The organism is Actinoplanes italicus, from assembly GCF_003001815.1.
Classification (GTDB): Bacteria; Actinomycetota; Actinomycetes; order Mycobacteriales; family Micromonosporaceae; genus Actinoplanes; species Actinoplanes italicus.
In genome coordinates this window covers 1-14,291 of record NZ_PVMZ01000021.1, presented here as the reverse complement: position 1 = coordinate 14,291, position 14,291 = coordinate 1, and the positions used below count along the sequence as shown (strand labels likewise).

Sequence of the window (14,291 nt, the reverse complement as noted above, 5' to 3'; positions counted from 1 at the left end):
CCGCCGATAGCCCACTGGATTGCGGAAACGTGCGGATTAGCTACTAGGTGTGGCCCCTGCACCTGGACTGCATAGGGTTCAGGCCTTAGGAGGCGTGTCCGCGGGCTGGCGGTCGTCCGGCGGCGGCTCCCGACGCAGCGGACGCTTGGACGGCTGCGCAATATATCCCGGCTTGGGCGTGACGGCGAGAATGTCCACAGGCCAGCCGGAGTGCTCCGCCGCATTTACAGCCAGGTTCCGAGCTCTGGTGCCAATCGACGCTCCGGTGGACACCCAGAACATCCCCGCGCACGTAAGCGCAACGCAAACCGCCGCGGAGGTCCACCATTGGGGCACCGCTGTCTGAGGATTTCGCACCAGATGTTGGAGCAAAATCGCGAAAGCCATGAAGGTCGGCACCCCTTGGAGGTATCTCTTGCGAGACTCTGCCTGGGCGACGGCAAGGGCAACTTGAAGTTCAGCAGGGTGCTTGGCGAACCATACGACCATGCTGACGTAATCCTCCATCCGCTGCTCGTTCCTCAACCGGGCACGTTCGCTGCGCTTCGACCAGAATGCCTGCCAGCGGGGCGTGGCCAGGTTCGCTCCGATCGAAAACGGCACTCCAAGGAAGAGCCCGATCAGGATGAAGGCAAGCTCATTCAAGGATGCTCCCTGAGTCGATTGACCGGCCCATCATGCGGCGTCGGCCTCCGGGTCGGGCGTCCACCTGATCATCTGCACGTAGCTCGTGACCATCCAAATCCGGCGCATGATCTGACCCATCCACAACAGCAGAAGCAGGCTGAGCACGACAGCGACAGTGGCGAGGACGCGGCGTTCTGTCGAATCGGTCTCCTTTACGAGATCGGGCGATGACATGGTGACGCCGACTGCGACCCCCTCCATCACGATGATCCCGAGCAGGGGAATCATCAGGCTCACCAACCGCAGCACGTACATGGTCAGTTCGGCCGGGTGGTCGGCCCACCGGCTCATCTGCTGCTGGAATAGGCGGTGTTTCCGAGAGTTGGAATCTCGGATGCGCTCGCTGCGCTTAGACCAGTACGCCTGCCACTTCGGCGTCAGAAGGTTGGCAACGACAGACAGCGGGATCGAGAGCAGCGCGCCTAGAACAAAGGTTAGGATCGCTCCCACGCTCCTTCCGGTCGAGTGACCGGACCATTATGGAGCGTCAGCGCTTGCGGACGTAGCTCCCCTGCCCCGACGCTGACGATCAGCCCCGCCTCCCGGAGGAGCCGGAGCGCGTGCCGTGCCGTGTCTCGCGCGATGCCGTATTGCTGCTGGAGGGTCGTCTCCGAGGGCACCGGCGGTTCGGAAACAGTTCCCCGGCCTCGATCTGTTGCCGCAGCTCATCGCTTCTGGCTCGCGTCTCCTGGCGGTTGCGGCGGCCGCGTACCTCGGCCGGTACCGGGGCCAGTCCCGGATACACACCGACTCCGACCTCAGAGTCTTCCTGCGCCCGCAGACGCTGAACCCACTGCAAGCAGCACAAACAGATATCGAGTGCTACGTTCGTTGACGGCGGGACGTCCGGCTGTACCAGCCGACGACGGTGTCCCGGCAGCTGTCAGGGGTGATCGGCTTCTACCGGTTCTGCGTTGAAGCATTCTGGTCTTCGACCAGTTCGCCTCCACTCACATGCCGCTATCCGCGCTCGGCTGGCGCCGTCGTCACGGCTGGCGGTCGACGGCTGAGAACCGGCGTCTTGTTATGCCGTCGACGGTGCGTGCCGCGCGTAGACGTGGCCTTTGGGGGCGCCTGGTGAACTATGAGCCGATTCTGCTGTGAAGCGGCTTGCTCCTGCCGGGCTTGAGCTGGCCGTCAGCTGGGCGGGGAGATTGTCTGGACGTGCCCGATGCCTGCCTGGTTGACGCAGTCAAGTGCTAGGTCGTGTACCTGCTGGTAGAAGTCGGCAGCGTCCGCATCGGCTCGCAGGGTGACTTCGATCGGCGTGAACTGTGCGAGCGGGATGGTGCCCCGACTTTCTGAGCCGGACATTCCGCCCGTGGCCCAGATCTCCAGTCGGTCCTTCTTGTCCCACTCGAAACCGATCTTGACCTCGTACTCACCCAGTGTCAGCCGGTCGCTGGACTCGCGGATCAGGCCCATGAAGTCGGCGATGGCAACCTCAACGGCTCGCGACTCGACGACGTGATCGTCGTGGTACTCAGTGCGTGACCGCCGGTGACCGCCGGCCGCGGCTGCGAGGCTCACCGAACCGTCGTCGTGAATGCTGACCCATGCCTCCTGCCAGCGACGGCTGTCGCCGTCAACCATTGGGCGGGATGTCCAGCGGCGCAGGCCTGGGCGAGGATTGTTCATATCAGTGTTTTCAAGTGGGTGTCTGCTGCCCCGTCCGACGTAGACCAGGGCGTTCTTGCCCGCTTGATCGAAAGCCATGCGGGCAGCCGTGTTTGTCGGCCGCTTGGTGCCGGTGCCCGGCAACCGAGGGTGTGCCACGGCCACGATCCAGGCCGGACTGTCTGCGGACCGCATCGCAGCGGCCTGGGCATAGAGCTTGTCGAGCACCTCAGCGGATCGACGGCGCTCGTCGAAGCGTGCCCGGTACATCGCCTCGACCTGACGCTCCTTCATCCAGACCGTGTCAGCGTCGTTGCGGAGCGGAGCACCGAAGTACTCACCCCGGTAGATGAGGTGCGGACCGTCCATACTCTGCGGGACCACCACGACGACGCACTGGTTGCCCGGCTCACCGAGCTGGACGACATCGAGCCCGAATACGGGCGGGCTGATAGCTGTTACGGCAACGCTGCGCAACGCGCTCTCGTGGCGCTCGCTTAGTTTGCCGGTGTCCGTCCGGCCAGTCGCCGCCTTCTGGCTCTCGGTGATGCCAAAGACCAGTGTGCCGCCGCCGCTGTTGGCCATGGCTGCGACGTCCTTGGGGAAGTCGGACCTGGCTAGGTCGCCTGGAGCGGGGAGTTCGGACTTCCAGTCCAGATCATCAGTCTCACGCAGACCTTGGGCAACAGCGCGATCGACCATGTCGTCGGTCAGCGGTCCGGGTGCGTCGCCGAGGTAGCGGTGGAGTGCAGTAAAGGTCACCTGGTGACTTCTACCTTCTCTGGCACCCTGACAACAAACATTCGCTGCGGTTGCTGACGCACCGGGCTGGGTGCCGGATTCGCTGTCTCCGTCTGTCCCTTGGTGGAGTACTGCTGAATTGGTCTTTTCTGAATCAAGGCGCCGCGCAAGCGCGGCGCTGGCCGGTCGCCCTCGGCCTGCTGGCGGGCTTCGCCCGGCATCGGCCGGCGCGCCGGCCCCGTGGCCTGTCGAGAGGCTTAGTCCTCCGGTGCAAGCCTGAAGACGCCATCACTTCGATCCGGCTCCCAGCCCGCGGCGAGGGCAATCCGGACACTCTGTTCGACCGTCAGGGGCGTTACCGGCCTGCCCGGCAGGTTGAGCCAGTTGTCCAGCCGTGGTGATCGGGTCTCGACGGAGAGAACCTGCCCTGGAGTATCGGCGTGCTCGACAGCGAAGGTCAGCCGGCCCCAGTTGAGTCCCTGGCAGTACGTCGGCTTGGCTCTGACCGCCCAGCGGTAGACCATGCCGTCGACGGTTATCAGGCGGCTGCCCTTGCGCGGTATAGCCATCGTCGAGACCTCCCCGGTTCGCAGTCGGAAGCCAGGGTAGGCGCGGCGCCAGGCCGTGACGATCGCTTTCGTGGGCTGGGCGCCGTCGTGGCTTCCGGCGATCGCTGCCGCACCGCTTCGCGGCTTGCCCTCGGCACGGGTGGTCACCGAAATCTGGAGCGCTCCGAAACGCGAAGGGCGGCGAGGGCCGTGGTCGGTGTCACCCATTGGGGACTCGTGATCCGACGGCAGAAGCTTGATCCAAGCGTGCAGCGAACGTGCAACTTGGAACAGCGATCATGGGAAATCCGGGGGCACCAGAGGTCAACTTCGAAGAGCTGAGGGGCGCCGAAAGGGTCCGGATAGCAGAACGTCCACCGTGCGTTTCCGCAGGTGGACGACGCTCAAAGCCTGGCGAGAGGCTCGGTGGCCAGGGGCGGGGTCGAACCGCCGACCTTCCGATTTTCAGTCGGACGCTCGTACCAACTGAGCTACCTGGCCGTGAACTAACTTGCGGTCCTGACGGGACTTGAACCCGCGACCTCCGCCTTGACAGGGCGGCGAGCACTCCAACTGCTCCACAGGACCTTGCTTTGTAACCGTCTTGCTTGGCTCGCCAGTGGCTTGCTGCCACTAACTTACCAGTACCCCCAACGGGATTCGAACCCGTGCTACCGCCTTGAAAGGGCGGCGTCCTAGGCCACTAGACGATGAGGGCAACTCCACTATCATTGCACACCGCGCTGGCTGCGCGATCGGCAACGCTTGGTGGTTGTGGCCCCAACCGCGCCCCCCGCTTGAGGCATGCAAAGCATATGCGATGCCTGTCCTGATCTTCAAACCGGTATCCCCCTTTCTTGCGAACACCGTCCTGACCAGCGAAAACTTCCGCGGCGATGCCAGTGACAACGCTGGCGAGCCACCAGTGAGCCGCCGGGAAGAGCGTCAGGCGCAGGCGGCCGATACGACCCGGACGGCGTCGGCCAGGCCGTTGAGGAGGGTTACCGAGGGGGGTAGCGCGTCCGTCGGCCAGCCGGGGCCGGCGGCTGCCACCACCACGGGCGGGTGCGGCAGGTCGAGCAGGCGTACGAGCTGGGTCACGTCGCCCGTGGACGGGAGCTGCGACCAGAGGACCACCACGGCCGGGCCGGTACGTTCCACGGCGTCCAGCAGGGCGCGGGGCGGGACACGGGCGCCCAGCAGGCGGCTCGGCGTCCCGTTCTCGGCCAGCGCGGCCGCCAGCGCCTCCAGCGGCAGCGTGTGCTGCTCCTCGTCGGCGGCGGCCAGCAACGCCCGCGGGGTGATGTCCCGGGGTGGCCGGGGCACGGTGCTGAGCGCCTCCGTGACCGACCGGGAGAGCAGGTGCTCGACCTCGACGAACCGATCGGTGGCCTCGTACCGCTCGCCGATGCCGATCAGCACCGGCATGACCACCTTGGTCCAGGCGGACAGCACACCACGGTGAGTGACCGCCGATTCGAGGATGTAACGCATCGCGGGCGCGTCCAGACGCATGGCGGCACGCGCGAGTCCCCGGGCGGCCGGATCGGCGCGGGGGCCGAGCGCGATGGTCTGCCCGCCACCCGCCGGCGCGTCACCGAAGAGGGCATGCGAGCCAGGCGGCGAGGGCGGCACTGTGGGTGCCTCGGCATCCGTTACCGTGGGTGACTGACGCGCCCAGGCGGCCGCCTGGGCCGGGGCCACCCCCTGCGCGGTGAGCCGCTGCATCACCTGCAGTCGGACCATGTCCTCGACGGTGTACCGCCGATGGTGTCCCGGCTCGTGCCGGCTGGGACCGAGGCCGTACCTCTGGTGCCAGGTACGCAGAGTGGTCACCGCGACGCCGAGGCGACGTGCGGCCGCTCCGGCGCTCAGGCCGTCATTTGCCACCCGACCGCTCCGCTGCCGGCTGTGCGGGAGGGGTCCTTGTGGCGGGGGGTCGCCGGTCGAGGTGGGCGGCGAGGCGCCGGGTCACCCCTTCGAGCCAGGGGGCGTACGTCGTAGGCGCGGCCCCCAGATCGGTGAGTAACTCGGTGACCGTCACCCACCGTAGTTCGGCCACCTCCTCGGGATCCGGTCGTGGCTCGGTCCCGTCGGGCAGGTCGCCGAGCAGGACGTGGTCATACTCGCGTTCGACGCGACCGGTGACCGGGTCCTCGGCGAAGTACACGTAGACACCGACCTCGTGCAGGGGCACTCCCTCGATGCCGAGTTCCTCGGTGAGGCGGCGTCCGGCCGAGACGGTTACCGGCTCGCCGGGAGACGGGTGCCCGCAGCAGGTGTTGCCCCAGCGCAGCGGGAACCGTGTCTTCACCGCAGCCCGTTGCTGGAGCAGCACCCGGCCGGCCGAGTCCCGCAGGAACACCGAGAAGGCGCGGTGCAACATCCCGGGCGCCTCGTGGGCGTCGAGCACCGTCGCCGTCCCGCTGAACTCCCCGCGGTCGTCGACGAGCTCCACCAGGTCGGATTCCCGGGAGCTCGGGGAGTGAGGCGAGCCGGGCGAGGGGGCGGGAATGGGCGAGGTCGGGTGGGCGGTCATGCGCGGGCTCCGGTGATACGAGTGGCGGCGAGCTTGCCGGAGATGAGAACCATCGGTACGCCGACGCCGGGCTGCGTGCCGGAGCCGGTGAAGACGACGTTCGGCAGTGTGGGGTGCAGATTGGACGGCCGGAACGGTCCGGTCTGCGTGAACGAGTGCGCGGCCGCGAAGGGTGTGCCGGCGGCCATGCCGTCGTCGGCCCAGTCGGCGGGCGTGATGATCCGTTGCACCTCGACACCGTCGCGGAAGCCGACGTAACCCCTGCCTTCGAGGACGCGCAGCAGCTCGTCGGCGTAGCGCCGGTCCATGCCGCGGCGCCAGTCGATCGGGCTGGTCTCGAGGTTCGGCGTGGGGGCGAGGACGTAGTAGGTCTGCCGGCCGTCGGGTGCCGCCGTCGGGTCGGTGTGCGTGGGGTTGGTCACCAGCAGGGACGGATCGCTCATCAGGAGCCCCTTGTTGATGATCTCGTCGAAAGTGCCCTTCCACGCCGTACCGAAATGGATGTTGTGGTGAGCGATCTTGGAGTAGGCCTGGCTGGAGCCGATGTGCAGGACCACGCAGGACGGTGAGTAGCGAAGTCGCCGAAGGCGGCGAGCCGGGAGGAGATCGCGGTAGGCGACCGGCAGGTCGGGGTTGAGCACCACGACGTCGGCCGGGATGTGTTCGCCGCCCGCGGTGATCACGCCGGTGGCGCGGCCGTTCGCGGTGGTGACCCGCTCCACCGTGGTGTCGTAACGGAACGTGACGCCGTGTTTCTCGGCGGCGCCGGCCAGGGCCTTCGGCACCGCGTGCATGCCGCCCTTGGGGAAGTACACGCCGGCGACCGAGTCGAGGTAGGCGATGACGGCGTAGATGGCCAGCGCGTCGTGCGGCGCCAGCCCTGCGTACATCGCTTGGAAAGAGAAGATCCGTTGGGTACGGGGATCGCGGAAATACTGGTCGATCTTGGGCTGGAGCCGCCGGAACGCGCCCATGCCGAGCAGTTTCAGCAGGTTGAGGTTCATCAGGTCGACCGGGGTGTCCAGGTTCCGGTCGATGAAGTGGTCGCGTTCGAGCTGCCAGAGCCGCCGCGTGAAGTCGACGAACCGCAGGTAGCCGTCGGCCTCGCGGGGACCGCAGACCCGGGCGATCTCGGCCGCCATCCGGGTGGTGTCGGTACGCACATCGAGGGTGGACCCGTCCGGGTAGTACGCCCGGTAGGCCGGGTCGAGCGGGCTCAGTTCCAGCCAGTCGCTCAGGTTCTCGCCGACGGCCTGGAGGGGCTCGGCGATCAGGTCGGGCATGGTCAGCACGGTCGGGCCGGTGTCGAACTCGTATCCGCCGACGGACAGCCGCCCGGCCCGTCCGCCGGGGACCGGCTCACGTTCGACCACGGTGACCTGCCGGCCGGCCGCGGCCAGGTGCAGGGCGCAGGCGAGACCGCCGAGCCCGGCACCGACGATGACGACCCGGTCGGTGGGTCCGGTCACTATTCGCACGTCACGGCTCCAGGAAGAGGGGAGGAAGGAACATCATGCCGGTCGGTGCGTAACCGCGGTTGCCAGCTCGATAAGAGTGGCCCGCGCCTCGGCCCGGATCGGGGCGTCGGCGATCGCCGCGACACCCTCCTCCACCCGGAGCCGAATCATCTCCTCGACCTGGGCGGGGGCGCCGGTGGCCGCGATGATCTCCGCCTGCCGGGTGATGCCGGCCACCGTGAGCTCGTCGAGCTGCGCGGTGGTGGCCAGCCGGCGGGCAAGCATGAGCAGTGTGGTGGGCTTGCCGGTCCGCAGGTCGTCGCCAGCGGGCTTGCCGGTGACCGCCGGATCGCCGTACACGCCGAGCAGATCGTCCCGCAGCTGGAAGGCCTCACCGACGGCGAGGCCGTAGATCCGGTACGCCTCCTCGAGCGCGGGGTCGCCGCCGGACGATGCCAGGGCCAGCCCGAACCCGAGCGGCCACTGCACCGTGTAGCTGGCCGTCTTGTGCCGCGCGACCAGCAGCGCCCGCTCCACCGACCAGGCCGCCGGCTCGGTCTCGCCGAGCACGTCGAGGTACTGCCCGGCGACCGCCTCGACCCGCATCCGGTCGTAGCGGGTGCGTACATCGAGGAGGGTGGCGGGCGGCAGCGCGGTCCGGGCGAGCAGCTGGTCGGCCCAGACCAGGCACAGGTCGCCGACCAGGATCGCGGCCGAGTCGCCGAACCGATCGCCGTGCTGGGCGGCGAACAGCCGGTGGGCGGTGGGCCGCCCGCGCCGGGTGGCGGAGCGGTCCATCAGGTCGTCGTGGACCAGCGCGAACGTGTGCATGAGTTCAAGAGCGCCGAGAGCGGGTAAAACGGCCTCGACCGGTTCGGCGGAACCGACGACGCCGCGCCAGCCCCAGAACGCGAATGTCGGCCTGACCCGCTTGCCACCGGCCATGACCAGGTCACGGGCGGTGCGGGCGAAACCTCCGAGGGCGGGATCGACGGCATCGAGGGCGGCTATCTGGACGGCTAGGAAATCGGCCAGCGTGCCCTCGACGGCGCCGATCAGCGCCCGGTGCGAGACCGGCTGGCGAGGGATCGCTTCAAGGCGTTTTCCCTCGAGGGTGTGATTGGCCACGCTCGGTACCGTACCCTAACTTCTTGAAGTTGCGTCGATTCGTGCGTCGATTTTGATTCAGTCGAGCTTTGTCCGGGAGGACCGGGATGGAAACCGATCTGGCAGCGGCCTACGAACGCTGCCGTGAACTGCACCGCGAGCACGGTCGGACGTACTACCTGGCGACCCGGTTGCTACCGGCGTGGAAGCGGCGACATGTGCACGCCCTGTATGGATTCACCCGATATGCGGACGAAATCGTCGACCGGACCGAGTCCCGTCCCTCCGCCGAGCGAGCGGCGATCCTCACCGAGTGGTCCGACCGGTTCCTCGCCGGACTCCGCGGCGAGCCCACCGACGATGCCCTGCTGCCGGCGGTTCTGCACACCATCGCGGTGTTCGACCTGGACCTGGACGACTTCGCGAAGTTCCTGCGCAGCATGACGATGGATCTCACCGTGACGGGCTACCCCACATACGACGATCTACTCGACTACATGGATGGCTCTGCCGCCGTGATCGGCACCATGATGCTGCCGATCCTCGGATCGTCCGACCCTGTCGCCGCTCGCGAACCGGCCCGCCAGCTGGGATTCGCCTTCCAGCTCACCAACTTCGTCCGGGACGTCGCCGAGGACCTCGAACGCGGCCGGGTCTACCTGCCCGAGGAGCACCTCGCCGAGTTCGGCGTGACGCGGCGCATCCTCCAGCAGGGCGTCGCCACCCCGGCGGTCAAGGCACTGATCAAGGCCGAGGTGGCCCGCGCCCGCGAGCACTACGCGCTCGCCGCACCCGGCATCCCGCTGCTCGAACCCGCCTCACAGGCCTGCATGCGCACCGCGTTCCAGCTCTACGGCGGCATCCTCGACGAGATCGAGGCGATCGACTACGACGTCTTCGGCCGGCGCGCCACCGTCCCCAACCGCCGCCGGGCCGCGGTCGCCGTCCGCAGCCTCCTCACCCGGCCCGGCACCCCGGTCCAGCTGGCGGCCTGATGCGTACCGCGGTCGTCCTGCTCACCCGGGACCTGCGCGTACACGACAATCCGGCACTCGCCGCGGCCTGCGCCGCCGATCGGGTCGTCCCCCTCTACGTCCTCGATCCCACCCTCGCCGACATCTCCCCGAACCGGACCAGATTCCTCCATCAGAGCCTCGCCGACCTGCGCGGACAGTTCCGGGAACGCGGCGGCGACCTGGTCGTGCGCCACGGCGATCCGGTAGCCGAGGCGATCCGGGCCGCCCGCGACACCGGCGCCGACACCATCCACCTGGCCGCCGACGTGAGTGGTTACGCGCGCCGCCGCGAACGACGCCTCACCGCCGACTGCGAACACCATCGGATCGACCTCGAACTCCATCCCGGCGTCACCGTCGTCGAACCCGGAGCCGTCCGGCCCGGTGGCGGCGGCGACGCCTACCGGGTCTTCACGCCCTACTATCGCGCCTGGTCAGCGAGCACCTGGCGCAAGATCGCGCCGACACCCGAACGGCTCACGCTCCCGGACGGCCTCACCGCCGGGGACCTGCCGGCCCTTCCGGCCGGAGAATCACCCCACACCAGCGAGGGTGGCGAGAGCCCGGGACGGCGGCGGCTCTCGCTCTGGCTGAAAAAAGATCTCAGTGGGTACGGCGACGCGCACGACGACATGGCCGGCGATGCCACGAGCAGGCTCAGCCCGTACCTGCGATGGGGTTGTCTCTCTCCCCTCGAGGTGGCCGAAGCGGCCCGCGCACGTGATGCCGACGCCTTCGTCCGTCAGGTCTGCTGGCGGGACTTCTACTACCAGGTGGCGCGCACCTACCCGAAACTCTCCACCGAGGCGCTGCGCACGTCCGGCGACCAGAACTGGCGCTACGACGACGACGCGCTCCAGCACTGGCAGGACGGGCTCACCGGAGTCCCGATCGTCGACGCCGGCATGCGCCAGCTGCGCGACGAGGGCTGGATGCACAACCGGGCCCGGCTGATCACCGCGGCCTTCCTCACCAAACACCTCGGCGTCGACTGGCGTCTCGGCGTCGCCTGGTTCTTCCGCTGGCTGCTCGACGGAGACGTGCCGAACAACTCGGGCAATTGGCAGTGGACCGCCGGCACCGGCAACGACACCAGGCCCTACCGGCGGTTCAACCCGATCCGGCAGGCGCTCCGGTTCGACCCCGAGGGCGTGTACGTTCGTCGTTACGTACCTGAGTTGAAGGGGATCGAAGGCGCGGCCGTGCACCAGCCGTGGCGTCTCCCCGAATCGGAATTCCGCGGCCTCGACTATCCCGGCCCGCTCGAATCACACCGGGACGAGGCGGTCTGGCTGCGGTAGCGGGGCCCGCCGGCGGTTGCGTCCGTCAAACCTTCTACCGGCGGGTCTTTCAAGACCTCGTCTAAGCCTTCACGGCGGGTCTTTCACCACACGAGGCGGCAGCCATGAGGATGGCGAGCGCCAGCCAACGCTCGCCACCGCCCCCTCATGGCCGCCTCTTCCTCGGTGTTACCGCTTCCGCGACGGTTCTGAATCGGTCGCCTCACCGCCCACATGAGGAAACCCGTCAGTGGTTAGCTGGCATCCATGGGCGACGTGCGGAACGTGGACGTGGTGGTCATCGGACTCGGCGTGGGCGGTGAGGAGGCCGCCGGACGGCTTGCCGCCGCCGGACTCGACGTCGTGGGAGTCGAACACAACCTGGTCGGCGGTGAATGCCCGTACTGGGGATGCATCCCGACGAAGATGATGGTCCGCGCCGGGTCGGCCCTCGCTGAGGCGCGGCGCATCCCCGGCCTGGCCGGCAGCGCCACCGTCGAACCCGACTGGGCACCGGTCGCCCGGCGGGTCCGTGACGAGGCCACCGCCGACTGGAACGACAAGGTCGCCGTCGACCGGCTCACCGGCAAGGGCGGGAAGTTCGTGCGAGGCCGGGCCACCATCACCGGTCCCGGCAGCGTCCGGGTCGGCGACGAGGAGTACGCCGCATCGCGCGGCCTGGTCATCGCCACCGGCACGGTCGCCGTCATCCCGCCGATCGACGGGCTCGCCGGTACGCCGTACTGGACCAACCGCGAAGCCGTCGAAGCGTCCGCCCTGCCGGCCTCCCTGATCATCCTCGGCGGCGGCGCGATCGGCTGTGAGTTCGGGCAGGTCTTCGCCCGCTTCGGCGTCGAGGTCACGATCATCGAGGGCTCCGAGCGGATCCTCGCCATGGAGGAGCCCGAGTCCTCCGAGGTGGCGGCCGCCGTGATCGGCGCCACCGTCCGGACCGGGGTCCGCGCCACAAAGGTCACCCACGACGGCGCCTTCACCGTCGAACTCTCCGACGGCAGCAGCGTCACCGGCGAGAAACTGCTCGTCGCCACTGGTCGCGCCGCCCGCCTCGGCGACCTCGGCCTGGAGAACATCGGCCTCGACCCGTCGGCGCGATTCGTCACCACCGACGACCGGATGCGCGCCGGCGACCGGGTGTGGGCGGTGGGTGACGTCACCGGCAACGGCAACTTCACCCACATGGCCATGTACGAGGCCGACATCGCGGTCCGCGACATCCTCGGCCAGGGCGGGCCCGGGGCCGACTACCGCGCCCGGCCCCGGGTCACGTTCCTCGACCCGGAGATCGGTGCGGTCGGTCTGACCGCGGCACAGGCCTCCGCGCAGTTCGAGCAGGTTCAGGTCGGATACGTACCGCTCAGCTCCACCTCGCGGGGATTCGTGCACGGGCCGGGCAACGAGGGGTTCATCAAGGTCGTCGCCGACGCCGGCCGCGGGGTCCTGGTCGGGGCCACCACGGCGGGCCCGGCGGGCGGCGAGATGATCGGGGCACTCGCGGTCGCCGTGCACGCCGAGGTGCCCATCTCGACGCTGCTGAGCCAGATCTGGGCGTACCCGACATTCCACCGCGGCATCGGTGACGCCCTGAAATCCCTGGCCTGAGGTTTGACCCGGATCCGGGTGGGCACCGGCAGTACATGTTGCGGCAGGTTCTCACCCGGATCGAACAGGCGGACGCGCTCGACGGCGCCAGCGACAAACTGCAGGCCGCGGTCTCGTCCGCGGTCCGGCCGCGCCCTCTGCGCGACCTCCTGCACGGCAGCTGGTTCGGACATCCCCTGCATCCCGTACTGGTCCAGGTTCCGGTCGGAGCGTTTCTCTCCGCCGGGGTCCTCGACCTCCTCCAGCCATCCTCGTCACGGACGGGTGATCGCGGGTCCACCGTGTTGATCGCCGCCGGGCTGGCCGGGGTGATCCCTGCCGCCGCTGCCGGTTGGGTCGACTGGTCCGAGATGACCAAGGACAGGCGCCGGATCGGTCTCGTGCACGCCGTCACCAACCTGGTGGCCACCGGGCTGTACGCGGGCTCACTCGTGGCACGGCTCACCGGAAAACCAGCCCGGGGCAGGGCGTTGGCCTTCGCCGGTCTATCGGTCGTGGGGGCTGGGGCCTTCCTGGGAGGACATCTGTCGTACGCCCAGGGCGGCGGAATCAGTCATGCGGCGCCCGAGGTGGCTCGCGTGCCGGAGGAGTGGACTGTGGCGGGGCCGCTGTCCTCGCTGCCGGAGGGGAAGCCGGTCGCGCGGACCGTGGGGGACACCGCCGTCCTGCTGTACAGGCAGGGCGACCAGATCACCGCGCTGATCGACCGGTGCTCGCACGAGGGTGGGCCGCTCAGCGAGGGCTCGGTGTCCGATGGGTGCGTCGAGTGCCCGTGGCACGGCAGTACGTTCCGGCTCAGTGACGGTGCTGTGGTGCATGGGCCGGCCGGAAACGATCAGCCGGTCCTCCCGGTGCGAATCCGTGACGGCCGGGTTGAGGTCCGCCGTCCCTGATCCCTCACCCGCCTCGTCTACCTTGCCGTTGGCCGGGTCCTCTGCCTGGGCTTCTGCCCTGTTGCCGGGGCCGCTCGCCCTCCCGCACGGCAGTTGGTTCGGGCATCCCGTACCGGGCCAGGTCCCAGTCGGGGCGTTCCCAGTCCGCCGGGTCCTCGACGTCGTCCACACCCGATTGCCGTCCTCTGCCCCGTTCCCAGTCTTTGCTCCTGGCTCCGTCCTCGGTTCTGCTCTCTGAGCCGCTTCCCGCTTTCGTCTTCGGCCTGATCCTCGGATCCCCTCTGCGTCGTTTCGCCGTCGCCCAGCGCCCCGCTGGCTGACGGGAGTGGCCGGCCTTCTCCGCTCACCTCATCCCTGGCGGATGAGTTGCGAGACGAGCCGTAAGGGCATTGACCTGCGGAAACGACTTAGGGTGACCCCCGATTTGGAGCGCCGGGAACCGGCGGGTAATGTTTTGGGAGCCGCCAGGGAAACGGGCGAGGCAGACGGAACGAGCAACAGCGAGATCCGGACCGGCCGTCCTGACGGAAACCTCCGAACCAAGATCACGGCCTAGCCGTGTGCTGGGTTCAGGAGATTTCTAGGGCAGATCGGGGCCAACCGGGATAAACCGGTTGACAACCCCGCGAAGGCCTAGTAATGTAGAGCGAGTGCCCCGGAGGGCGGGCCGCGGAAGCGGGTCGCAAGATGGTGTGCGGTTGTTCTTTGAGAACTCAACAGGGTGCTTGATAAGCCAGTGCCAATTATGGCAATACCCGGGCTTGTCTTCGGACAGGTCTAGGATTC

The 14,291-nt window shown here is 68.3% G+C and carries 12 protein-coding genes and 3 tRNA genes; 4 read left to right on the top strand and 11 right to left on the bottom strand.

Going from position 1 to position 14,291, the window contains the following annotated elements; all coding sequences use genetic code 11:
* Positions 1-78 precede the first annotated feature (78 nt).
* The 11 genes from CLV67_RS51325 to CLV67_RS38240 form a co-directional block, all read right to left on the bottom strand.
* Positions 79-645: a hypothetical protein gene (locus CLV67_RS51325; RefSeq protein WP_146169451.1), complete on the bottom strand. Its 567-nt coding sequence runs from the start codon at positions 643-645 to the stop codon at positions 79-81.
* Between the two features lie 30 nt (positions 646-675).
* Positions 676-1,137, bottom strand: a complete 462-nt coding sequence (locus CLV67_RS38290; protein WP_106327570.1) for a hypothetical protein — start codon at positions 1,135-1,137, stop codon at positions 676-678.
* Between the two features lie 687 nt (positions 1,138-1,824).
* On the bottom strand, positions 1,825-3,066 hold the full coding sequence (locus CLV67_RS38280; protein WP_170154161.1) for an AlbA family DNA-binding domain-containing protein: 1,242 nt from the start codon (positions 3,064-3,066) through the stop codon (positions 1,825-1,827).
* A gap of 236 nt (positions 3,067-3,302) precedes the next feature.
* Positions 3,303-3,821, bottom strand: a complete 519-nt coding sequence (locus CLV67_RS53835) for a hypothetical protein (RefSeq protein WP_239166509.1) — start codon at positions 3,819-3,821, stop codon at positions 3,303-3,305.
* Between the two features lie 199 nt (positions 3,822-4,020).
* Positions 4,021-4,094 (bottom strand) — tRNA-Phe (locus CLV67_RS38270).
* A gap of 13 nt (positions 4,095-4,107) precedes the next feature.
* A tRNA-Asp gene (locus CLV67_RS38265) sits at positions 4,108-4,181 on the bottom strand.
* A gap of 57 nt (positions 4,182-4,238) precedes the next feature.
* Positions 4,239-4,311 (bottom strand) — tRNA-Glu (locus CLV67_RS38260).
* A 227-nt stretch (positions 4,312-4,538) separates the two neighbouring features.
* Positions 4,539-5,483, bottom strand: coding sequence for a MerR family transcriptional regulator (locus CLV67_RS38255; RefSeq protein ID WP_106327566.1), 945 nt, complete (start codon positions 5,481-5,483; stop codon positions 4,539-4,541).
* Positions 5,473-6,132: an isopentenyl-diphosphate Delta-isomerase gene (idi, locus tag CLV67_RS38250; RefSeq protein WP_106327564.1), complete on the bottom strand. Its 660-nt coding sequence runs from the start codon at positions 6,130-6,132 to the stop codon at positions 5,473-5,475. Before idi ends, CLV67_RS38255 begins: the two co-directional genes overlap by 11 nt.
* Complete coding sequence (gene crtI / locus CLV67_RS38245; protein ID WP_106327562.1) at positions 6,129-7,610, bottom strand: phytoene desaturase family protein; 1,482 nt, start codon at positions 7,608-7,610, stop codon at positions 6,129-6,131. Before crtI ends, idi begins: the two co-directional genes overlap by 4 nt.
* A gap of 33 nt (positions 7,611-7,643) precedes the next feature.
* Complete coding sequence (locus CLV67_RS38240) at positions 7,644-8,678, bottom strand: polyprenyl synthetase family protein (RefSeq protein WP_239166512.1); 1,035 nt, start codon at positions 8,676-8,678, stop codon at positions 7,644-7,646.
* A 125-nt stretch (positions 8,679-8,803) separates the two neighbouring features.
* Here CLV67_RS38240 and CLV67_RS38235 point away from each other — a divergent pair, with 125 nt between their 5' ends.
* From CLV67_RS38235 to CLV67_RS38220, 4 genes are all read left to right on the top strand, one after another.
* Positions 8,804-9,691 (top strand): phytoene/squalene synthase family protein, encoded by an 888-nt coding sequence (locus CLV67_RS38235; RefSeq protein WP_106327559.1) that lies wholly within the window; start codon positions 8,804-8,806, stop codon positions 9,689-9,691.
* Complete coding sequence (locus CLV67_RS38230; RefSeq protein WP_106327557.1) at positions 9,691-11,013, top strand: cryptochrome/photolyase family protein; 1,323 nt, start codon at positions 9,691-9,693, stop codon at positions 11,011-11,013. The genes CLV67_RS38235 and CLV67_RS38230 overlap by 1 nt, the downstream gene beginning before the upstream one ends.
* Before the next feature lie 246 nt (positions 11,014-11,259).
* On the top strand, positions 11,260-12,612 hold the full coding sequence (locus CLV67_RS38225; RefSeq protein WP_106327555.1) for a dihydrolipoyl dehydrogenase family protein: 1,353 nt from the start codon (positions 11,260-11,262) through the stop codon (positions 12,610-12,612).
* Between the two features lie 35 nt (positions 12,613-12,647).
* Complete coding sequence (locus CLV67_RS38220) at positions 12,648-13,505, top strand: Rieske (2Fe-2S) protein (RefSeq protein WP_203737259.1); 858 nt, start codon at positions 12,648-12,650, stop codon at positions 13,503-13,505.
* Positions 13,506-14,291: the final 786 nt, after the last annotated feature.